Source organism: Methylocella sp. (assembly GCF_041905455.1).
Classification (GTDB): Bacteria; Pseudomonadota; Alphaproteobacteria; order Rhizobiales; family Beijerinckiaceae; genus Methylocapsa.
The window spans coordinates 1-20135 of record NZ_JAYRLA010000017.1 but is presented as its reverse complement, the minus strand read 5'-3'; the positions used below and the strand labels follow the sequence as shown (position 1 = coordinate 20135).

The 20135-nt window shown below is 70.3% G+C and carries 17 protein-coding genes and 1 tRNA gene; 7 read left to right on the top strand and 11 right to left on the bottom strand.

Annotated elements, in window-relative coordinates; translation table 11 throughout:
* Nucleotides 1-116: 116 nt before the first annotated feature.
* Nucleotides 117-1745 carry an electron transfer flavoprotein-ubiquinone oxidoreductase gene (locus tag ACE3OG_RS13505; RefSeq protein WP_374309495.1) on the top strand — a complete coding sequence of 543 codons (1629 nt, stop codon included), beginning with the start codon at nt 117-119 and terminating at the stop codon, nt 1743-1745.
* A gap of 1 nt (nt 1746) precedes the next feature.
* Here ACE3OG_RS13505 and ACE3OG_RS13500 read toward each other — a convergent pair whose 3' ends face one another.
* Both ACE3OG_RS13500 and gstA read right to left on the bottom strand, forming a co-directional pair.
* Nucleotides 1747-2754, bottom strand: a complete 1008-nt coding sequence (locus tag ACE3OG_RS13500) for an NAD(P)-dependent alcohol dehydrogenase (protein ID WP_374309493.1) — start codon at nt 2752-2754, stop codon at nt 1747-1749.
* A gap of 93 nt (nt 2755-2847) precedes the next feature.
* Nucleotides 2848-3441, bottom strand: coding sequence for a glutathione transferase GstA (gene gstA, locus ACE3OG_RS13495; protein WP_374309491.1), 594 nt, complete (start codon nt 3439-3441; stop codon nt 2848-2850).
* Between the two features lie 336 nt (nt 3442-3777).
* Here gstA and ACE3OG_RS13490 point away from each other — a divergent pair, with 336 nt between their 5' ends.
* The gene (locus tag ACE3OG_RS13490) at nt 3778-5130 is read left to right on the top strand and encodes a ferric reductase-like transmembrane domain-containing protein (protein WP_374309489.1); all 1353 of its coding nucleotides are present in this window, start codon (nt 3778-3780) and stop codon (nt 5128-5130) included.
* A 16-nt stretch (nt 5131-5146) separates the two neighbouring features.
* Here the strand turns inward: ACE3OG_RS13490 and ACE3OG_RS13485 are convergent, their stop codons facing one another.
* The gene (locus ACE3OG_RS13485; RefSeq protein WP_374309487.1) at nt 5147-6100 is read right to left on the bottom strand and encodes a hypothetical protein; all 954 of its coding nucleotides are present in this window, start codon (nt 6098-6100) and stop codon (nt 5147-5149) included.
* Between the two features lie 153 nt (nt 6101-6253).
* On the opposite strand from ACE3OG_RS13485, the gene ACE3OG_RS13480 reads away from it, so the two are divergent.
* Nucleotides 6254-6949, top strand: coding sequence for a type 1 glutamine amidotransferase domain-containing protein (locus ACE3OG_RS13480; RefSeq protein WP_374309485.1), 696 nt, complete (start codon nt 6254-6256; stop codon nt 6947-6949).
* A 31-nt stretch (nt 6950-6980) separates the two neighbouring features.
* Here ACE3OG_RS13480 and ACE3OG_RS13475 read toward each other — a convergent pair whose 3' ends face one another.
* The 5 genes from ACE3OG_RS13475 to wecB all read right to left on the bottom strand — a co-directional run bounded on the left by ACE3OG_RS13475 (nt 6981) and on the right by wecB (nt 15789).
* Complete coding sequence (locus tag ACE3OG_RS13475) at nt 6981-7850, bottom strand: hypothetical protein (protein ID WP_374309483.1); 870 nt, start codon at nt 7848-7850, stop codon at nt 6981-6983.
* 128 nt (nt 7851-7978) lie between these two features.
* Nucleotides 7979-10381 carry a tetratricopeptide repeat protein gene (locus ACE3OG_RS13470; protein ID WP_374309481.1) on the bottom strand — a complete coding sequence of 801 codons (2403 nt, stop codon included), beginning with the start codon at nt 10379-10381 and terminating at the stop codon, nt 7979-7981.
* The gene (locus tag ACE3OG_RS13465; RefSeq protein ID WP_374309479.1) at nt 10378-12399 is read right to left on the bottom strand and encodes a glycosyl transferase family protein; all 2022 of its coding nucleotides are present in this window, start codon (nt 12397-12399) and stop codon (nt 10378-10380) included. The genes ACE3OG_RS13470 and ACE3OG_RS13465 overlap by 4 nt, the downstream gene beginning before the upstream one ends.
* Nucleotides 12400-12406: 7 nt before the next feature.
* Nucleotides 12407-14620, bottom strand: coding sequence for a hypothetical protein (locus tag ACE3OG_RS13460; protein WP_374309477.1), 2214 nt, complete (start codon nt 14618-14620; stop codon nt 12407-12409).
* Complete coding sequence (wecB, locus tag ACE3OG_RS13455; protein ID WP_374309475.1) at nt 14617-15789, bottom strand: non-hydrolyzing UDP-N-acetylglucosamine 2-epimerase; 1173 nt, start codon at nt 15787-15789, stop codon at nt 14617-14619. Before wecB ends, ACE3OG_RS13460 begins: the two co-directional genes overlap by 4 nt.
* Before the next feature lie 298 nt (nt 15790-16087).
* Here wecB and ACE3OG_RS13450 point away from each other — a divergent pair, with 298 nt between their 5' ends.
* Nucleotides 16088-16321, top strand: a complete 234-nt coding sequence (locus ACE3OG_RS13450) for a DUF3775 domain-containing protein (RefSeq protein WP_374309473.1) — start codon at nt 16088-16090, stop codon at nt 16319-16321.
* Nucleotides 16322-16335: 14 nt separating this feature from the next.
* Here ACE3OG_RS13450 and ACE3OG_RS13445 read toward each other — a convergent pair whose 3' ends face one another.
* Nucleotides 16336-16677 (bottom strand): c-type cytochrome, encoded by a 342-nt coding sequence (locus ACE3OG_RS13445; protein WP_374309471.1) that lies wholly within the window; start codon nt 16675-16677, stop codon nt 16336-16338.
* A gap of 75 nt (nt 16678-16752) precedes the next feature.
* Nucleotides 16753-16896 (bottom strand): hypothetical protein, encoded by a 144-nt coding sequence (locus tag ACE3OG_RS13440; RefSeq protein WP_374309469.1) that lies wholly within the window; start codon nt 16894-16896, stop codon nt 16753-16755.
* A 103-nt stretch (nt 16897-16999) separates the two neighbouring features.
* Here ACE3OG_RS13440 and ACE3OG_RS13435 point away from each other — a divergent pair, with 103 nt between their 5' ends.
* Nucleotides 17000-18463, top strand: coding sequence for an NAD-dependent succinate-semialdehyde dehydrogenase (locus tag ACE3OG_RS13435; protein ID WP_374309467.1), 1464 nt, complete (start codon nt 17000-17002; stop codon nt 18461-18463).
* A 17-nt stretch (nt 18464-18480) separates the two neighbouring features.
* Here the strand turns inward: ACE3OG_RS13435 and ACE3OG_RS13430 are convergent.
* Nucleotides 18481-18564, bottom strand: a tRNA-OTHER gene (locus ACE3OG_RS13430).
* Nucleotides 18565-18668: 104 nt separating this feature from the next.
* Between ACE3OG_RS13430 and ACE3OG_RS13425 the strand changes: the two genes are divergently transcribed.
* On the top strand, nt 18669-19796 hold the full coding sequence (locus ACE3OG_RS13425; RefSeq protein WP_374309465.1) for an integrase arm-type DNA-binding domain-containing protein: 1128 nt from the start codon (nt 18669-18671) through the stop codon (nt 19794-19796).
* 191 nt (nt 19797-19987) lie between these two features.
* Nucleotides 19988-20113, top strand: coding sequence for a hypothetical protein (locus tag ACE3OG_RS13420; RefSeq protein ID WP_374309463.1), 126 nt, complete (start codon nt 19988-19990; stop codon nt 20111-20113).
* The last annotated feature ends 22 nt before the right edge of the window (nt 20114-20135 follow it).

Genomic DNA, 20135 nt, shown 5'->3' with positions numbered 1-20135 from the left:
GGCCTTTTTCGTTTGCGCGAGCCTTTCGGCGGGACGAGGCGCCGCGAAGCCGTCTTGCTCCGCGACCGCGACCTCCGTTAAGTCTGCGCGAACCCCTCTAACGAAGGCCCGCGCCCATGGACGCCGAAGCGACGCGCCGCGAATCGATGCCCTTCGACGTCGTCGTGGTCGGCGCCGGACCTTCTGGCCTTTCCGCCGCGATCCGGCTGAAGCAGCTTTCTCCCGCCCTCGAGGTCTGCGTCGTCGAGAAAGGCTCGGAAGTCGGCGCGCATATCCTGTCCGGCGCCGTCGTCGAGACGCGCGCGCTCGACGAGCTGATCCCCGACTGGAAGGCGAAGGGCGCCCCGTTGCGCACGCCGGCGAAGGACGACCATTTCGTCTTCCTGACGAGGACGCGGGCGCTCGAATTGCCGACGCCGCCGTCCATGAACAACCATGGCAATTACATCATAAGCCTCGGCGAGCTGTGCCGCTGGCTGGCGGCGCAGGCCGAGGAGCTCGGCGTCTCGATCTTTCCGGGCTTTCCGGCAGCCGAGGTCCTTTACGATGAAAACGGCGCCGTGCGGGGCGTCGCCACCGGCGACATGGGCGTTGGAAAGGACGGCGCGCGCACGGCGAACTTCACGCCGGGCGTCGAGCTCCTCGCCCGCCAGACGATCTTCGCCGAAGGCTGCCGCGGCTCGCTGACCAAGACGCTGTTCGAGCGCTTCGACCTGCGCCGCGACTGCGGCCCGCAGGTTTACGGGATCGGCCTCAAGGAGCTCTGGCGCGTCGCGCGCGACAAGCACAGTCCCGGCCGCGTCGTCCACACCATCGGCTGGCCGCTCGACGCCTCGACCTACGGCGGCTCGTTTCTCTACCACCTCGACGAGGATCTCGTCGCCGTCGGCTTCGTCGTCGGGCTCGGCTACCAGAACCCGCATCTTTCGCCGTTCGAGGAGTTCCAGCGCTTCAAGACGCATCCTTCCGTGCGGCCGTTGTTCGAGGACGGCGCGCGGCTCTGCTACGGCGCGCGCGCGATCTCGGCCGGCGGGCTGCAGGCGATCCCGAAGCTCACCTTTCCCGGCGGCCTTCTCGTCGGCGACGCGGCGGGCTTCCTCAACGTGCCGAAGATCAAGGGCACGCACACGGCGATGAAGTCGGCGATGCTGGCGGCCGAGGCCGTCGCCGCGCTGCTGGAAGGCGACGCGGGCGACGAGGCGTCGGACTATCCGGCCGCGCTGAAGGCGAGCTGGGTGTTCGAGGAGCTGTCGGCCGCGCGCAACATCAAGCCGGCGTTCAAATGGGGGCTTTATCCGGCGCTCGCCTATGGCGCGCTCGACGCATATGTCCTGCGCGGCAAGGCGCCGTGGACGCTGCGGAACGAGCCCGATCATCTGAGCCTGAAGACGGCGCGGGACGCGAAGCCGATCGCCTACCCCAGGCCCGACGGCGTCGTCTCCTTCGACCGGCTCTCCTCGGTGTTCGCGTCGAACACCAACCATGAAGAGAACCAGCCCTGCCACCTGAAGCTCAAGGATCCGCGCGTCCCGGTCGAGATCAACCTGCCGCTCTACGACGCCCCCGAGCAGCGCTATTGCCCGGCCGGCGTCTACGAGATCGTCGAGGAAGCGGGCGCGCCGGCGCTGCGCATCAACGCGCAGAACTGCGTCCACTGCAAGACCTGCGACATCAAGGACCCGACCCAGAACATCGACTGGACGACGCCCGAAGGCGGCGGCGGCCCGAACTACCCCAACATGTGACTCAGATATCGAGGCAGATCTTGCCGAAATGCCTGTTCGACTCCTGATGGCGGAAGGCGGCGACGATCTCCTCCAGCGGGAAATGGCTGTCGATCACCGGCTTCAGCCCGTTGGCGTCGATCGCCTTCACCATGTCGAGCTGATGGCGGCGCGAGCCGACGAGCACACCTTGCAGGCGCAGCTGCCGGACCAGCGCGGGGACCAGCGGGATCGGACCGGCGACGCCGGTTAGGATGCCGATGACCGAGACATGGCCGCCGACCTTCGCCGCGGCCATAGACTGCTCGAGCGTCGCCGGGCCGCCGACCTCGACGACATGATCGACGCCGCGCCCGCCGGTAAGCTTCAGCGCGGCTTCGCCCCAGTTCGGGGTCGCGCGGTAATTGACGAGATGGTCGGCGCCGAGCGCTTTCAGCCGCTCGAGCTTTTCGTCGGACGAGGAGGTGGCGATCACGGTCGCGCCCGCCGCCTTGGCGAATTGCAGCGCGAAGATCGAGACGCCGCCCGTCCCCTGCGTCAGCACCACGTCGCCAGGCTTCACATGGTCGTCGGAAAACAGCGCGCGCCAGGCGGTGAGCGCCGCGGTGGGGAGCGTCGCCGCCTCGGCGTGGGTCCAGCCCTTCGGCGCGCGCGTGAAGGCCGCGGCCGGCGCCGTGACCTCCTCCCGCGCGTAGCCGTCGACGCCGTCGCCCGGAACCGTGGCGAAGCCGACCACCTCCGGCGCGCCGTCGGCCCAGGTCGGGAAGAACAGGCTGACCACATGGTCGCCGACGGCGAGCTCCTCGACGCCCTCGCCGACCGCGACGACCTCGCCGGCGCCGTCGGCCATCGGGATGCGCGGAACCGCCGGCCCCCACATGCCGCTGACGACGGCGTAGTCGTGATAGTTGAGCGAGTTCGCACGCAGGCGCACGGTGATCTCGCCGGCGCGCGGCGGCGGCGTCTCGCGCTCCTCGACCTTGACGCGGTCGAAGCCGCCGCCCGGCTGCACGACGATGGCCCTGGACATGCTGGCGTCTCCCGATTCGGGCTCGCCGCCCGGTTCGCGCCTTTATAGGCGCCGAATGCGGCCACGTCCAAGACGCGCGACGCGCCCGCGCGCTCAGGCGAGCCCTTCCTCCTTCAGCGCCTGGGCGAAGGCCGGGCGCTTCTTGAGCCGTTCATGATAGGCGCGCAGCGACGGCGGAACGTCGATTCCGCCCTTGGCGAGCGCCCAGCTCAGCATGACGAACAGATAGCAGTCGGCGACGCTCAGGTCCGCGCCGAGGACGAAGGGATTCCCGCCCATCGCGTCAGCCAGAAAAGCCAGCCTCGAGCCGATCCGCGCCTGCGCGGCCTTGCGCGCCGCCTCGTCTGCCGAAGGGTCGAAGATCGGCTTGAAGCTCTTGTGCACCTCGGTCGAGATGAAGGCGAGCATCTCCAGCGCGCGCCAGTGCGCGAGCCCTTCCGCCGGCATGAGCTTCGGCGCCTTGGCGCCGATGTAGGACAAAATCGCGACGTTCTCGGTGAGCACGGCGCCGTCGTCGAGGACGAGCGCCGGCACATAGCCCTTCGGATTGACCGACAGGAAGTTCGCGCCGGTCTCAGTCTTCTTGGTCTTGAGGTCGATCTTTTCAAGCTTGAAGGGCAGCCCGGCCTCGATCAGGGCGATATGGCTCGCGAGGCTGCAGGCGCCGGGCGCGTAATAAAGCTTCATGGAGCGTCTCCTCGATGCGGCCTGAATTCGCGCCCGCTTCGCGCGTTCGCGCGACGCCGCGCATTCGGCAAAACGCAGCAAAGCCGCGCGGGACGCAAGGGCTCGAACGCTTTATCCACCCCGCCGCGGGCCGCCGGCGGCGGCACGCCCGGCCGCGCCTTGCCGCGCCCGGAGCGCCGGCTAAGATCGCCCCGCCGCGAGGCGGCCCGGAGCGGCGTCGGCGTCGCCCCGTGTCAGGCGCCGACGCGACGCTGGCCTGTCTTCAGGGCGCGGCGGACGCGCGATGGACGAGCCGGGCGGCTCCGGCGGAATCGGACCGAACGCGCGGAGAAGCTCATGCGGAACGCGAAGCTGACGCTGTGGGGATTTCTCGCGCTCCTGACGCTGGCCTGGCTGCTGGCCGAGGCGGCGGCGCTTCCGCCGCAGACCCTCTTCGCCTGGCGCGCGGCGATGCTTCAGCTCACCGGCCTCCTCGCCATCGGCTGCATGGCGGCGGCGACGATGCTGGCGCTGCGCCCGCGCTGGCCGGAGAAATGGTTCGGCGGCCTCGACAAGATGTATCGCCTGCATAAATGGCTCGGCGTCGCGACGCTCGCCGTCGGCGTCGTCCATTGGCTCTGGGCGAAGGCGCCGCCGTGGGCCGTCGAACTCGGCTGGATCGAGCGCGGCGCGCGCGGCGGGCGTCCGCCGCCGGGCGGCCCGGTCGAGGCCTTTCTCGCCGGCCTGCGCGGACCCGCCGCAAGCGCCGGCGAATGGGCGTTCTACGGCCTTGCGGCGCTGATCGCGCTGGCGCTCTCCCCCGCTTTCCCCTATCGGCCGTTCGCCCGCACCCACCGCCTGATCGCGCTCGCCTTTCTGGCGCTCGCCTTCCACGCCCTCGCGCTGACGCGCTTCCGCTACTGGAGCCAGCCGATCGGCTGGCTGACCGCGCCGCTGCTGGCGGGCGGCGCCGCGGCGGTCGCGATCGCCCTTCTGGGGCTCGTCGGGGCGCGGCGCAGGGTCAAGGGCGAGATCGTCGCCCTCCAGTATTATCCCGGCGTGCGCGCGCTGGAGACGACGATCGCGCTGGAAAAGGGCTGGCCCGGCCATGCGGCCGGACAGTTCGCCTTCAAGATCGCCGACGCGGCCGAAGGCGGGCATCCCTACACCATCGCCTCCGCCTGGCGCCCAGACGAGCGAACCGTGACCTTCGTCATCAAGGAGCTCGGCGACTACACGCGCCGGCTGCACGAGAAGCTTCGCGTCGGCATGCCGACGATCGTGGAGGGCCCCTACGGCTGCTTCACCTTCGACGACGACCGTCCGCGGCAGATCTGGATCGGCGCCGGCGCCGGCGTCACGCCCTTTCTCGCCCGGCTCAAGCACATGGCGCTGCAAAGGGACGCGCCCGACTGGCCGTCCTGCCAGCGCGCCTATCTCTATCACACCACCGCCGAGATCGACGAAGCGGCGCTCGAAAGCCTCGCCGCCGACGCCGCCGAGGCCGACGTGCGCCTGCATATCCTCGTCGACGCGCGCGACGGACGCCTGACGGGCGAGCGGATTCGGGAACACGTCCCGGACTGGGCCGAGGCGAGCATCTGGTTTTGCGGCCCAGCCGCGTTCGGCGCCGCGCTGCGGCGCGATTTCGCCGCGAAGGGATTTCCCGTGCAGCGGCGCTTCCACCAGGAGCTTTTCGCGATGCGTTAAGCTGCGCTGCGCCCCGTCAGGCGATCGTCCCAACGATGTCGAGCGCCGCATGCGTCGTGCGGCTCGCCAGAATCTTCACCTTGCGGTTGGGACTGACGGCGACCGTGATCTCGGCCGCCGAGGTGACGCCGGCGCCGTAGTAGACGTTCGGCGACGACGGCGGCGACGACGAGCCGAACACCTTCAGATTGCCCGCGGCCGACGCCCCGCTCGTCGTAACATCTAGAATGACGGCGGTCGTTCCCGGAGGAAGATAGGACGCCGGCAGGGTCACGGAGCGGGTCTCTCCCGTCGCGATCGCGCCGCCGCCGGCTGTCGTGTCATAGACGCGGACCTGCTTGGGCTGCGCCGCGAGTTGGCCGCCGCCGAGCAGGAGCCCGACGCGCGCGCCGTTGATCTGGATCGTGCCGTCGGCAGGCGTGCCGATGCTGACATAAAGCTTGGCGCCGAGGGGATACGGCCCCTGCATGGAGACGGCGGCGCGATAGGCGCCTATGCTCGAGCCCCCGCCGGGAACGAGGGCTGACGCGCCGACGCTGGAGATCGTCCCCAGGCCCGGAACATAGAGGTAGGAATCGCATACGGTCTGGTTCGCCGAAGAGTTGTAGACGTAATATTCGACGTCGGCGACGAGCGCGCCCGAAGGAATGTCGACGCACGCCCGCATGGATGTTCCAACATTGGCGGAATAGACGCCCTGCCCTCCCCATGTCTTGGCCGCGGCCGGATTGAACGGCAGAAATTCATACATGCCGACTGCGCGGTAGACATAGCCGTTGAGCGGCGCGCTGCCGATTCCAGTAACGATCGGCGAGGTCAGCGGCTGCGCCGAAACGCCCATGCCGGCGAGCCCCGCCGGCGCCGCGCCAGCCGGCCGGCCTCCGGCCGCCGCCAACCCCGCCAGAACCCCGCCGCCAAGCAGCAGGCCGCGCCGCCCGAGCGCGGGAAGGCCTTGCTCTTCATCGCTCATCGCGCATCCTCCCGTAGGGCGGCGCCGATCATAGCATTTGGGCGTTCATATCGCGAAAGAATTGAAATCGTGGGCGTTGCAATGGCCGCGACGCCGACTTTATGCGAAAGCGTCGTCGTCGCGCGGCGCCTTGGCGTCATGGAGAAGAGTCGAATGAAAATCCTGATGGTCCTCACCTCGCACGACCAGCTTGGCGACACCGGCCGCAAGACCGGCTTCTGGCTCGAGGAGTTCGCCGCGCCCTATTACGCGTTCAAGGACGCGGGCGCCCGGATCACGCTGGCCTCGCCGAAGGGCGGACAGCCGCCGCTCGACCCGAAAAGCTCGGAGCCCGGCTCGCAGACGGACGCGACGCGCCGGTTCGACGCCGATCCCGCGGCGAAGGCGGCGCTCGCCGCGACGCGTCGACTTGCGGACGTCAAGCCGGAGGACTTCGACGCCGTCTTCTATCCCGGCGGCCATGGCCCATTGTGGGACCTCGCCGAGGACGCCGACTCGATCGGCCTGATCGAGTCCTTCGCCGGCGCGGGCAAGCCGGCCGCCTTCGTCTGTCACGCCCCGGGCGCGCTCCGGCGCGTGAAAGGCGCCGACGGCGGGCCGCTGGTGAAGGGCCGCAACGTCACCGGCTTCTCGGATGCGGAGGAGGAGGCCGTCGGGCTGACCGGCGTCGTGCCCTTCCTCGTCGAGGACGAGCTGAAGGCGAAGGGCGGGATCTACTCGAAGGCCGCCGACTGGGCGCCGCACGTCGTGCGCGACGGCCTGCTTGTGACGGGGCAGAATCCGGCCTCGTCCACGCCCGCCGCCGAAGCGCTCGTCGCGCTCCTGCGCGAGCTCCGCCCCGGCGCCTGAGACGCGCCGGACCTCATGGCGGGGCGCGCCTTCAGCGGCAGGTCAGCGCGTCCACCACGCCCGACGGAACATAATGCGGGCCGTCGAACAGAAATTGCCGATAGGCCTGCGTCGCGGCGATCTGCGGCTTCAGCTCGTTCGCCGTGGTCGGCCTGAAGCCGCCCCCGACCGCCGGACGGAAGGCTTCGACGATGACGGCGAGGCGGGAAGGCCCAAGCCGTTTGGCGAGCGCCGCGGCGTAGGCGGCCGCTTCGGCGGAGGTGCGGCCATGCGCGCCGACGCCGTCCTGGAAGAACAGGCCGACGTCGCGCGGCAGCCAGCCCGCGACCCACTCGGCGAATTGCGCCGGCTCGAGGTCGCCCGCCGTATAGGCGCTGACCCACAGCGGGCGCGGCAGGGAGTCGAGAAGCCGCCCGAACTCCTGCGTCTTCGTCCAGGTCGGATCGGCTTCGACCGGGAAATAATAGCCCGCGACGTTGAGCGGCGTCGGCAGCGCGGCGATCCGCTCCGAAAGCGCGACGAGCTTTCTCACGCTGGCGCGGGCGAGCGGCTCCGAATAGACGCCGGCGAGTCCGAGAATGACCCGCTTGGCCCAGGGCTCGCCGGCGACGCGCCGCCAGTCCGGCTTTTTCGGAATGCCCGGCAGGCCGGCGCCCGGGACGAACGCCATGCCGTCGACGACGGTCCATTGCACCAGCAGCGTGTCGGCGCCGAGCTTGTCCCATTGTCCTTTTGGGTCGATCGTCGCATTGTCCGGCTGCCAGACGACCCCCTCGACGCAGGAGCTCTTGCCGGCGTCGGGCTGGAGCGTCTCCCGGCCGCCGTCGTCCGGAGCGCCAAGCGCCGGCGGCGTCGCGAACGCCAGCGCCGCGGCGAGACTGAACGAAAATGCGCGCGCCATCGTCTTTATCCTGTGAATGCGGCCTGCGCCGGCTTTATGCCGCGACAACCGATAGGATAGCGTTAGCGGGACCGCCGGCAATTGAGCTTTGGCGGCCCGCGGCCGACGCGAGATGCGCTCGGGCGGGATCAATAGGAGACGCTCAGCTGGGCGAACAGCCCGCGGGCGCGCTCGCCGCCGGCGAGCGGGACGCGATATTGCACGCTGGCCTCGACGAAGGAGCGCGGCGCGTGATAGGCGTCGCCGCGGAACCATAGCCGCGCCGAAAGCCCCGGCCCCGTGCCGATCGCCGTCGGTTCGCTGAAGACGTTGTCATAGCCGCCGCCGAGCACCCAATAGGGCGTGAGCACGAGGCCGTCGCCGATCCCGTCGACGCGGAAGCTCTGGCCGATCCTTCCCTCGGCGTTGACGATCGTCTCCTCGCTCTCGAAATAATGCACCGCCTCCGCATTGACGTTCCACATCAGCCACGAGGGCTCGTCGACGCGCAGGTCGAGCCCTTCTCCCTGCGAAAAAGCCGCGCGCAGCATCCAGTTGGAGGAGGCCGCGTCGCCGAGGCCGAACACCCGCGCCGCCTCGAACACGACATTATAGTCTCCGAACGGCTTCCACCTCGCGCCCGCCGCGGTCTGGTTGGTCCTCCAGCCGGTCGGGCCGTTGTTCTCGTCGTAGAGCGTCTGGAATGAACGCACGAACAGCTCGAAGGTCGCGCGGTCGCGATAGCCGATTACGGGCGGGCGCCAGTAGAGCTCGGCGCCGACCTGGGCGACCGCGCCGGCCGCGGTGATCGGCGCGAGCGCCGAGCCCGGCGTCACTCCGACCTTGCCGTAGCTCGCCATGGCGTTGACGCCCCATGTGCGGTCGAGATCGGCGATCTGGCGGCGGATCTGGAAGATCTCCTGCTCGGTCGCCGGAAATTCGCCGGCGCGCGCGGCGTCGACGCCGGCCTCAAAGAAGGAGACGGCGGCGTCGTTGTCGAAGGCGCGCATGGCGGCGTAGCCGGCGTCGAGATTGGCGCGCGGCGGCAGCGCGCCGGCCGCGCGCGCCTCGCCGAAGGCCCGCGCCGCGCGGGCGTTGTCGCCGGCCCGCGCCGCGAGATAGGCGAAGTCGACCCTGGACAGATCCGCGAGAGCGCCTTGCGCGAGCGCCTCGTCGAACAGCGCGCGCGCCTCGTCCGCGCGTTTAAGCGCGGCGAGGACGTCTATGCGCCCGCGCAACGCGTCGAGGCGTTCGTTCTTCGTCCGCGCCGCCGCCTGCGCCTGCGCGAAGGCGGCGAGCGCCTCCTCGTCGCGGCGCAACGCCTTCAGCGCCGCGGCGCGCGCGAGCAGCGTTCGCGCCGTGGGCGGAAGCGGCGCCAGCGCGTCGAGCGCCTCCTGCGGCCGGCCGGCTGCGGTCAGCGCTCCGGCCAGAGCCAGGCGCCAGCCCTCACGCTCCGCGGGCGAGCCCGCGCGCAGCGCGAGCGCGTCCGAAAAATCCTGCGCCGCCCCGCCGAAGCGCCCGAGCTTCTGACGGATATAGCCGCGCGCGGCGAAGAGATGGGCCTCGCGCCCGAACGCCCTGAGCGCGGCGTCGGCCGCGGCCTCGGCGCCGGCGAGATCGCCGCTCGCGCTCAAGGCGTCGACGAGCAGCGCGCGGTAGGCGCGGTTCGTCGGCTCGAACCGAACGGCTTGCGCCGCGCCGCGCGCGGCGGCCCGATACTCATGCGCGGCGAAGGCCTTGTAGGCGGCCGCGGCGGCGCGATAGGCGGGCGACGGCGGCGGCGAAGCCGGCGCGCGCGCCGCCGCCTCGATGCGGGCCAGAAGGGCGCGGTAGGCGGGGTCGAGCCGGGCGGCCTCGGCGGCCGCCGCCCGCGCGCCGGAAAAATCGCGCCGCGCGAACGCTGCGTAGGCGGCGGCGGCGGCCTGATAGGCCGGCTGCTCGGTCGCCGGCGTCGTCGCGTCGATCGCCGCCTTCATGTCGTCGCGCAGCGTCCCGAAAGCATCGGGGGCGAGACTTCGCGCCGCCTCCGCCGCCGCCAGCGCCGCGGGATAATCGCCGCGCGCGAAGGCCGCGCCCGCGCTCTGCGCCGCGTCCGCGGCGGATGAGAATTCAATCGCCCCTTGCGCCGCCGGCGGCGGCTTCGGCGCGGCGGCCCCGCGGCGCGCCTGATCAAGCGCCCGGCGCGCCGCCGCCAGCTGGCTCAGCATCGCGCGGCTGCGGTCGCCCGCGGCGACGAAGCCGGCGCCGGCCTCGACGGCTTCGTCGGCTCTGCCCGCCGCTTCGAGCGCCTGCACCAGCAGCAGGCGCAGCTCGGCCGAGTCAGGGCGCTGGCGCAGCCCTTCGCGCGCGTCGTCGACCGCTTCGGCGTAGTCGCCCCGCGCGAGCGCCTCCTGCGCCGCCCTGGCGCGGACATAGGCCGGCCCGCTGAGCGGCAGCGGCGCGGCGTCGTCCTGCGCCGCCGCGGGCGCAGCGCCAAGGGCGATGGGGCCGAAAGCCGCGCAGGCGCAAAGGAGCGCCCCGGCGAGGCCGCGCAGCGTCGGGCGCGCGCTCATGTCGGCTCCGCAGGGGCGGCCGCCGCGCGGCGCTCCAGCGCGGCGCGCAGCACGGCGGACGAGAGCGCGCCGCAACGCATCAGATGGGCGCCCATGGAGCCGTCCCGCTCCGGCTCATAGTCCTCGAAGGCCTCGTCGAGCTTCGCCAGCTCGACGAGCCCCGCCTGGATCAGAACGTCGCCGATCAGCGGCTCGCGCGCGAAGGCGATGTCGGCGAAGGCGTCGGCGTCGCCGCCGATGAGGCGGAGCGCGGCGGCGACCTCGCTTTCGCGCGCGACGCGAAGGCGCGGCTCCTCGCCGAGCAGGGCGAGAAGCTCGGACTGCGCGTCGTCCGACAACGGGAAGGCGATCGCGAAGGAGACGGCGCCGTCCTCCTGCGGCCGGAACGGCGCGGCGCCATAGCGCGCGAAGGCCGGCGCGTCGATTTCGGCGATCGCCGCGCGGACCTCCTCGGCCCGAAGCTCGACGCGCGGGAAACCGGTCTCGAAGGCGACGGCCTCGGCGATGGTCTCGTCGTCGAGGCCGTGATGGCGGCCCTCGGTCGTCGGGAAGTCGTGCATCGTCTTGTCCCAGCCGATCGGCTTGCCGGTGAAGACGTTGCCGAGGAACAGCTTCCACGCCCGCAAGGTCGCGGCGAAATTGACCAGATTGGCGACGAAGATACGCGGGATCGACAGAAGGCCGTGCCGGCGGCCGTAGAGGATGCTGGTGAAATAATAGCGCTGCGCGGCGCGCAGGATCAGAAAGGCGCCGTCCGCCGCGAGGATCGCGCCAAGCCAGGGATGGGTGGCGAAAATCGAGGGAAACCGGTCCGGCCAGTAGCCCGCCTCTGCGGAGAAGAAAAGGAAAAGGATCTGGGCGGTGAGCACATAGGCCGCGCCGATGACGAGGAAGGCGACCGTCCCCTTGCGGTCGCGATAGAGGAAATAGCGGTCGGCGAGGGAGCCTCGCCAGCCGAGCTGGCGCCAGCCCTGGAAGGCGATGCCGAGCGTCCAGCGCGCCTTCTGGCGGTAGGCCGTGCGAAACGTGTCGGGGAAGAACTCGCGCACGCTGAGCGGCGCCGTGAACGTCACGGTCTTCGACCGGGAGGGGTCGATCCAGCCGCGCCGGTTCACCTCGTACGTGACCGGAAAGCGGCAAAAGGTCGAGGTCATGCCCTGCGAGCCGAGCCGCAGCGAAATGTCGTAGTCCTCCGTCAGGACGGAGGTGTTGAACGGCTGGCCGCCGGTCTTCTCCGACAGCGTGGCGAGGGCGCGGCGCGAGAAGCAGGTGCCGACGCCGGCCGACAGCACCGCGCCGGTGAGCGCCTCGCGCACCAGCATGTCCTTGCCGTGCCATTCGGCGAAATCGTCCATGTAGGTCGCGCCGATCAGCTCGTACCACTCGCGCTCGAGCGACATGACCGGAAGCTGGATCATGTCTTTCTCGGGCAGCAGATAGTTGAACAGCCGCAGCTCGAGCGGATGCAGCACGTCCTCGCTGTCGTGCAGGATCGCGCCGGCGAAGGCGAGGCCGTGGGCCTTCTCATGCGCGAGGATCGCCTCGACGATGAAGTTGAGGCAATCCGACTTGCAGGTCGGGCCGGGATGAGGGACCGTCACCTGCACGACATGGCGGAAGCGCCGGCGCACGCGCTCGACCTCGGCGATGGTGCGCGCGTCGTTGACGTAGACGCCGACGAAGACCGTGTAGCGGGCGTAGTCGAGCGTCGCCGCGGCGTTCTCGATCATCGCCGCGATGACGTCATATTCGAGCCAGGCCGGCACCATGACGGCGAGCGGCTGCTCGGGCTTGGCGGCGACCGCCGCGGCGTCGGGATGCGGCTCCGCGCGCCCGCGCAGTTTTTGCGCCGCCTTGCGCCACCAGTAGACCGCGTCGACGAAAAGATCGTCGACGCTCGAGGCGAAGATGAACAGCGCGCAGGCGACGACGCCGATCTCGAGCCAGCCGTAGTAGCGCGCGATCAGAAAAGGCGCGTAAAGCGTTCCGCCGAGAATCTCCGTGAGCCAGTCCCGCATCGGGTTCTCAATCGCGCGAGCGCCGACGCGCCGCGCGGGCGAGAAGGAACAGAACCCCGAAGAAGACGATCACGCCGACGACGGCGGCCGTCTCCCAGTTGGCGAAGACCTTGAGGCCGCGCGTGAGGCCTTCCGGCGACTGCGCGTCCGCCGCCTTCACGGCGCCCGGGTTGGCGCTGTCAAAATGGGCGGCGACGCCCGCGTCGGTCAACACCGCGACGTCGCCCTCGGCCAGCAGGAACGGCTCCTCGAACCGCGGCGGCTCGGCCCCGACCTGCTGAACGCTCACGCCGGCGACTGAACCGACCTGCGCGACTTCGGCGACGGCGAGCCGCCCGACGCCGGATATGTCGAGGAGAGTCTCGCCGGGACGCGCGGACAGCTTCAGCCGGTCGCCGTCGACCATGACATGCGGCGACGAGGCGCCTTGCGGCAGCGCGACGTCGATCGCGAGGAAAGGCTTCGACGGCGGGGCGGCGGTCGGCGGGGCGGCGCCGGGCTGCGCCGGCGCGACGACCAGCGTCGCGTTCTGCGGCGAAAGGCCGGCGGCGGCGGCGAGCCGCTCGACATTGGCGAGCGTCGCCGGCGCGTCGGAAAGGAAGGTCGAGGGGATGATCAGGTCGGCGCCGCCGCCAAGGCGCGCGCGCACGCCGAGGAAGCCGCTGTCGTCGGGCAGCGGCCCCAGCCTCGCCGCGCTCGACGGCAGCACGGCGACGGGAAAGGGCTGCGGCGTGTCGCGGCAGCGGTCGCTGACCGGCTGGCGCTGGAAGCTCACCTTCAGCGTGTTGACGGCGCGCAGCGCGAAGGAAGGCACCGTCGCCGTGATCCGTTCGGGCTGGCCGTTCGCCGTGAGGCGGCGGGCGGCGAGGAGGAAATCGTTGAGGAACACGGAGGCGACCGGATCGGACGTCGAGGCGCCCGGCGCCGCGGCCACGTCGATCAGCAGCTCGCGCGGCGCTCCGCCATAGGTCGCGACCGCGCCAAGATCGAAATTCGCCGTCCAGTCCGCGCTCGACACGGCGTCGAGCGACTTCGGAACGCCGCCGAGCGCGGCGAGCGAGACGACGCGCTCCTCGCGGCCCGGCAGCTCGGCGGCGCGGATCGCGAGCTTGCGGGAGATCAGGACGTCGCGCCAGTAGGCGCTGAAAAGATCCGCGGCCTTCGGCGCCGCGTCGACGCCGACCGCCCCTATCGGCGCTCCGGCGAAAGTCGCCAGCGCGATGGCGTCGCGCGGCTGCGGGACGGCGAGCGTCATCGCCTTTTCGCGCCAGCGGCCGAAAGCGTCCTGCGCGCCGGCGGCGGCGGCCTCGGCGGCGAGCGCGTCGAGGGCGGCGCCGAGCGAGGCGATCATCGCCGCGTCGGAGACGGCGACCTGGGCCGTCGCGCCGCCGAGCGCGACGAAGGCGCCGACCTCGCCCGGCGAGGCGAGGCGATGACGCCCCTCGCCCTTCAGCGCGGCGAAGGAGGGCAGGCCGGCGAGGCCGTCGGGAATCTTGAGCCCCGCGAGCTCGACCTCGTCGCCGACGGCGGGCAGCGCGATGATCGTCGGCCGTTTGCCGGCGCGCTCCAGCGCCAGCGCGAGCCGCCAGGCGGCGTCGTAGGATTCGGCCGAAAGGGTCCGTCCCGGCACCAGAAGGACGGGCGTGACCGACATGGCCGACCACGCCGTCACGAGGCTGTCGATCTTCGAGGCGTCGAAGGAGAAGGTGAGGCTCGTGTCCGCGTCGATCTGGAAGACGTTGCCGATGCTGCGCTGGTCGCCGCAAAGCTCCGTGTCGATCGCCGAGGCCCAGGCGGCGCCGAGCCGCACGAAGCCGCTGGGACGCGGCGTCCCGTCGACGCCGAGGAGGATGTCGACGCCGCCGGCGTCGAGGTTGGGCGCGCGCGCGGCGACGGGATAGCCGTCGATGGACAGGACGAAGGTGGTGCGGCCGCCGTCGGCGCGCAGATAGCGGCCCTTGAACTGGAGCGTCGGCTCGATCAGCGGCAGGCCGGCCGGCGTCGGAATATAGATCTCGCGCCGCGAATCGAAGGAACGAAGCACGATCGGGTCGGTGAGGCCGAGCTCGCGCAGCGTCAAGGTGCGCTCGACGATGGTCTTTTCGGCCAGCGCCCGGAAAGCGGCCGTCGCGTCGTCCGCCGCGAACGCCGTGGACGAGGCGGCGGCCGACGCGAGCCCGGCGAGGAGAAGCGCGAGGCGGGACGGCGAATATGCGGTCATGGTGAAAGCTTTCGCTGCGTTGCGCCGGCCGTCCGCGTCGGGTCGAAGGGCTCGAACGGACGGCCTGCGAGGGCGGCGGCGATGCGCGCCGACGCGGCCCCGTCGCCATAAGGATTGACGCTGCGCGCGAAGCGCGCGTAGGCGCCGGAGTCGTCCCACAGCTCGGCGACCGATGCGACGATCGCCTCCCGCCGCGCGCCGACGAGCCTCACCGTTCCCGCGGCGACGGCCTCGGGGCGCTCGGTCACGTCGCGCATCACCAGCACCGGCTTGCCGAGCGAGGGCGCCTCCTCCTGCACGCCGCCCGAATCGGTCAGGACGACATGGGCGCGGCGCATCAGCTCGACGAAGGGTTGATAGGAGAGCGGCTCGATCAGGTGGATGTTGTCCCTGCCCGAGAGCTGCGAGAGCACGGAGTCCTGCACGTTGGGGTTGCGGTGCACCGGATACACGATCTCGAGATCGGGGCGCAGCGAGAGCTCGGCGAGGGCGGCGCACACCTCGTCGAAGCCCGGGCCGAAGTTCTCGCGCCGGTGGCCGGTGACAAGCAACAGCCGGCGGCCCTTGCCGAGGAAAGCGAACCGGGCGTCGAGGCGCGCCCTCGCCGCCGGGTCGGCGTCGACGCGCGCGACCGTCTCCTTGAGCGCGTCGATCACTGTATTGCCGGTGACGACGACGCGGCCCTCGAGCCGTTCGCCGGCCAGATTTTCGGCCGAGAGCGCGGTCGGCGCGAACAGGAGGTCGCAGACGACGTCGACGCCGCGACGGTTCATCTCCTCCGGCCAGGGCTGGGCGAGGTCGTAGGTGCGAAGGCCCGCCTCGACATGGCCGACCGGGACGCGGCGGTGGAAGGCGGCGAGGGCGGCGGCGAGGGCGGTCGTCGTGTCGCCGTGGACGAGCACGCGGTCGGCGCCAAGACGCTCGAGCGCGGCGTCGACGCCGGTCATCACCCGCGAAAACAGTCCGTTCAGCGTCTGGTTCGGACGCATCACGTCGAGGTCGACGTCGGGCTTGAGATCGAACAGGTCAAGCACCTGCTGCAGCATCTCGCGATGCTGGCCGGTGACGCAGACGAGCGTCTCAAGCGAAGGCTCGCGGCGCAGCGCCTCCACCACGGGAGCCATCTTGATGGCCTCCGGCCGCGTGCCGAAAATGCAGATGATTTTCATGGCAGGGCCCGCTCGGGCGGGCGGCCCGCGCCATGGCGCGGCGGCGAGTCGAACGCGCTCCGCCCCGTTGTGCCCGAATCGGGCGAACGGGCCCCGGCCTGGCGGATGTCGAGGGAAAGGCGGCCGTCCGTCGGACGAGGACGCATGTCGCTTGGGCTCCCGGTGGGCGCAGCCAGTTGAGCCCACGCCGTCGCGCGTCGGCTCCTGGCGGAGCCTTGGCCGCTGTTCGACACATTGAATATGTAGTTTCCGGCCGCCTTCAAGCGTTTTGGCGGGAGCGCGCGCCGATGCCCGGCGGGTGAGGCGCCAAAGCCACGACGCGCTTCGTTCCCGCGCCGGCGCCCGTCGGCGGGGCGCGAAAACCGACGACCCGCCGGCTTGTGAGCTGCGCGCCGAGGCGTTGCGCGCGCAGAACGGCCGCGCCGCCGCCTATTTCCTCGGAATGCCCCTGCTTGCCGACTATCTCGAAGAGGGGCTCGCGCAGTTCGGCCGCTCCTGCGGCGATTTCGAGGCCGAGAACCTCTCGGGCTGAACCTCCGGGACGTTCTATCGCCTGAAGCTGACGATATAGGCCGTCAGGTCGGCGATCTCGGCGCGCGTCAGGCTCATGTCCGGCATGAGCGGATGCGGGTCGGCGAGAAAGGCCTTGAGCGAATCGGGCGAGCCCACCCTGGCTGCGACGGCCATGAAGCTCGGCGCGGCGGCCGCCGCCCGCGTCTGGTCGGCGGCGACGACATGGCAGGCGGCGCACCAGCGCCTTGCGATCGTCTCGCCCCGGCCGGCGTCGCCCGGCGGCTCGGCGCTCCCCTGCGCAAGCGCGGACGTCGCCGCGATCATCGCGATCGCCCCGAAGACCCGGGCCCCGAAATCTCGCCAGCCTGCGCGCATGAACCCTCTCCCAAGCCCGGGCGCAGCATAGGGCGGCGTGCGGCGCTGGCAAGGCCGCGCTTCAGCCGGCCGCGCTCAATGGCCGCCGGGCGCGGGCCTGGCGTCGACGCGCATCTTGCAGATCCACACGGGACAGGAGACCGCGCTCGGCGCGCCGCCCGCGACGCCCATGAGCGCGCCGGCGAGAAGGAGAGCGAAGCTTGTTTGCGGAAAGCGCATGGCGGAAAGTCCTTGGCGAGCGGCGCGGCCGCAAGCTGGAACGGCGTCGACCGCGGAGGGTTTCGCACCCCGCCGACGGCGGCGCGCCATTGAGGAGAAAGCCATGACGCCGGCGCTCGCAGATCCCGCCCTTCTCCGCGACAAGGCTTATGTCGGCGGCCGCTGGATCGGCGCGGACTCAGGCGCCCGCTTCCCCGTCGTCAATCCGGCGAACGGCGAAACGCTCGCCGAGGTCGCCGACCTCGGCGCCGCCGAAACGGCCCGCGCAGTGGAGGCGGCGCAGGCCGCCCTGCCCGCCTGGCGCGCGCAAACGGCGAAGGCGCGGGCCGCGATCCTGCGCCGCTGGTTCGACCTCGTCATGGCGGCGCAGGATGACCTCGCCACGCTCATGACGCTCGAGCAGGGCAAGCCGCTCACAGAGTCGCGCGGCGAGGTCGCCTATGGCGCGAGCTTCATCGAATGGTGCGCCGAGGAGGGCAAGCGCGTCTATGGCGATATCGTCCCGGCGCCGCGCGCGGACCAGCGCATCCTCGTCCTGCGCCAGCCGATCGGCGTCGTCGCGGCGATCACGCCGTGGAACTTCCCCATCGCCATGATCACGCGCAAAGTCGCGCCGGCGCTCGCCGTCGGCTGCGCGGCGGTGGTCAAGCCCGCCGAGGACACGCCGCTGTGCGCGCTGGCGCTGGCCGTCCTCGCCGAGCAGGCGGGCCTGCCGCCGGGCCTCGTCAACGTCGTGACGTCGAGCGAGGCCGCCGCCGTCGGCGCCGAGTTGACCGCAAACCCGATCGTACGAAAACTCTCGTTCACAGGCTCGACGCAGGTCGGGCACCTGCTGATGCGCCAATGCGCCGGCACGGTGAAGAAAGTGAGCCTGGAGCTCGGCGGCGACGCGCCCTTCCTCGTCTTCGACGACGCCGACCTCGACGCCGCCGCCGAGGGCGCGCTCGCCGCGAAATTCCGCAACTCCGGCCAGACCTGCGTCTGCGTCAACCGCTTCCTCGTTCAGGACGACGTTCACGACGCCTTCGTCGAGAAGCTGAAGGCGAGAATGGCGACCTTGACGCTCGGCGACGGCCTCGAGCCCGGCGTGACGCAAGGCCCGCTCATCAACGAAGCCGCGCTCGAGAAGGTCGAGCGGCTCGTCGCCGACGCGCTGGCGAAGGGCGCGAGGCTCATCGCCGGCGGACGGCGCGCGGCGCTCGGCCGAACCTTCTACGAGCCGACGCTGCTCACCGGCGCGCAGCCGGACATGGCGCTGGCGCATGAGGAGATATTCGGTCCCGTCGCGGCGACGTTCCGCTTCCGCGACGAGGCGGAGGCGATCGCGCTGGCCAACGCCACGCAGTTCGGCCTTTCCGCCTATTTCTACACGCGCGACGTCGCGCGGGCCTGGCGCGTCGCCGAAGCGCTGGAGGCCGGCATGATCGGGATCAACGAGGGGCTGATCTCGAACGAGGTCGCCCCCTTCGGCGGGGTCAAGCAGTCGGGGCTGGGACGCGAGGGCGGGCGCTACGGCGTCGAGGAATACCTTGAGACGAAATATCTGTGCTTCGGCGGGATCGGCTGAGGCGGCGCGGCGGCGGCTGGCCTCCCGGAAGGGAATCGAACCCCTGACCCCAGGTTTAGGAAATGCGCGAACCTAGGGTGACCGGCAGCGCACTATCGGAGATTATTGGTTCGCGGACAAGGTCTTACGCGACATCGTAGGCGACGTGCGGTGATCCTCGGCGATCACCGTGCGGTGCTCAACACGGTGCTCGGAGAAGACCCAAATGGCTGTCGTGAACTTGACCGAGGCTCGCATCCGCGACCTCAAACCTGGCTCTGGAATTTGGCGGGACGAACAGGTGAAAGGCCTGATGGTCGTCTGCCACGCAACCACCAAGACCTATGCCGTCCAGGGCGACGTGCGCCGGAACGGCAGGCACGTCCGGACAGTGCGTATGAAGATCGACCGGACAGACCGGATCGGCCTTCGCGAGGCTCGAAATCGGGCCAAGGCGATCATGAGCCAGATACAATCCGGCATCGATCCGACCGCAGGACCGGAGGAGACCGGCATCACCGTCTTGCAGGCGCTTGAGGCGCACCTCGGAGAGAAGCCTTTCCGCGAGGCGACGGTCGAGAGCTATAGGTACAACTGCACTCATTATTTGAGCCGCATCAAGAACAGGGCCGTGGCCGACCTCTCGCGCTCGGAGGTCCGGGACATCTACGACCGCCTTCGTACTTCAAACGGACAGACCGTCGCCATCTGCGTGATGCGGACCTTGCGGGCGGTCATCAATACGGCGCGGCGGCTGGATGAAACCATTCCATCCAATCCGGTTGCGGCGATCCGCATCCCTGTTCCGAAGCGGCGTGAGGTCGACGCGATCGACCTTGCGGCCTGGTGGGAGGCGACCGAAACCTTGAACCCGATCCGACGCGACCTGCACCGGGCGTTCATGTTGACCGGCGCGAGGCGATCCTCGCTTTTGCAGGTGCGCCGCGACGATGTGGATTTTGAGCGGGGCGTGATCGTCTTCCGGCACATGAAGACCAGCGACCAGGCGATGATGTTTCCGATGGGGAATTTCCTGCGGGACATGCTGAAGGCCCGGCTTGAGACGGATGCGCCGTTGAACAGCGAATGGCTTTGGCCGTCGCCGACGAGCGAAAGCGGCAAAGTCGAGGAGCCGAAGGAGCCCCGCAAGAAGCTGCCGAGCCCGCACGAGTACCGGCACCTCGCCCGCACTATGTTCATCGCGGCCGGCGCTCCCTATGCCGAGAGCGCCTTGCTGCTCGGGCAGAAGCTGCCCGGCGCTTCCGGCGGCTACGTCCATGCCGAGCACTTGGTCGAGCACCTGCGCCCTCATGCCCAGGCGCTTGAAACGAAAGTTCTGTCGGCTCGAAAATGAGTATTGCAACCGGGGCGGTTTTCCGCCTTGGTTGTCGTGCGCGCGACGGGAATGCTCTGATTGGGCTTCGCGCATCGGCAGGTGATCGGGCCGACCCCATCCAGTGAGCAAGCAAGCGAGAGAGCCGGTCACACCTTCCCATCAATCTCGCCGGCGTCTTTGCGCGCCGATGCTTACTGGAGGTGTGTCCCATGACGGACATCACGATCGACCTAGGACCAATCGACATTCGGGATTCATTTTTGCGTTTGGCGCGGAATCAATGGGCTGCGGATTTTTTTGATTCGGAGCGCATCGATGGGCGTGCGACGCTATGAGCTGAACGAGGCTCAGTGGAGC

Coding starts and splice junctions, on each gene's coding strand:
- ACE3OG_RS13505 (WP_374309495.1), top strand. CDS start 117: ATGGACGCCGAAGCGACGCGCCGCGAATCGATGCCCTTCGACGTCGTC.
- ACE3OG_RS13500 (WP_374309493.1), bottom strand. CDS start 2,754: ATGTCCAGGGCCATCGTCGTGCAGCCGGGCGGCGGCTTCGACCGCGTC.
- gstA (WP_374309491.1), bottom strand. CDS start 3,441: ATGAAGCTTTATTACGCGCCCGGCGCCTGCAGCCTCGCGAGCCATATC.
- ACE3OG_RS13490 (WP_374309489.1), top strand. CDS start 3,778: ATGCGGAACGCGAAGCTGACGCTGTGGGGATTTCTCGCGCTCCTGACG.
- ACE3OG_RS13485 (WP_374309487.1), bottom strand. CDS start 6,100: ATGAGCGATGAAGAGCAAGGCCTTCCCGCGCTCGGGCGGCGCGGCCTG.
- ACE3OG_RS13480 (WP_374309485.1), top strand. CDS start 6,254: ATGAAAATCCTGATGGTCCTCACCTCGCACGACCAGCTTGGCGACACC.
- ACE3OG_RS13475 (WP_374309483.1), bottom strand. CDS start 7,850: ATGGCGCGCGCATTTTCGTTCAGTCTCGCCGCGGCGCTGGCGTTCGCG.
- ACE3OG_RS13470 (WP_374309481.1), bottom strand. CDS start 10,381: ATGAGCGCGCGCCCGACGCTGCGCGGCCTCGCCGGGGCGCTCCTTTGC.
- ACE3OG_RS13465 (WP_374309479.1), bottom strand. CDS start 12,399: ATGCGGGACTGGCTCACGGAGATTCTCGGCGGAACGCTTTACGCGCCT.
- ACE3OG_RS13460 (WP_374309477.1), bottom strand. CDS start 14,620: ATGACCGCATATTCGCCGTCCCGCCTCGCGCTTCTCCTCGCCGGGCTC.
- wecB (WP_374309475.1), bottom strand. CDS start 15,789: ATGAAAATCATCTGCATTTTCGGCACGCGGCCGGAGGCCATCAAGATG.
- ACE3OG_RS13445 (WP_374309471.1), bottom strand. CDS start 16,677: ATGCGCGCAGGCTGGCGAGATTTCGGGGCCCGGGTCTTCGGGGCGATC.
- ACE3OG_RS13440 (WP_374309469.1), bottom strand. CDS start 16,896: ATGCGCTTTCCGCAAACAAGCTTCGCTCTCCTTCTCGCCGGCGCGCTC.
- ACE3OG_RS13435 (WP_374309467.1), top strand. CDS start 17,000: ATGACGCCGGCGCTCGCAGATCCCGCCCTTCTCCGCGACAAGGCTTAT.
- ACE3OG_RS13425 (WP_374309465.1), top strand. CDS start 18,669: ATGGCTGTCGTGAACTTGACCGAGGCTCGCATCCGCGACCTCAAACCT.
- ACE3OG_RS13420 (WP_374309463.1), top strand. CDS start 19,988: ATGACGGACATCACGATCGACCTAGGACCAATCGACATTCGGGATTCA.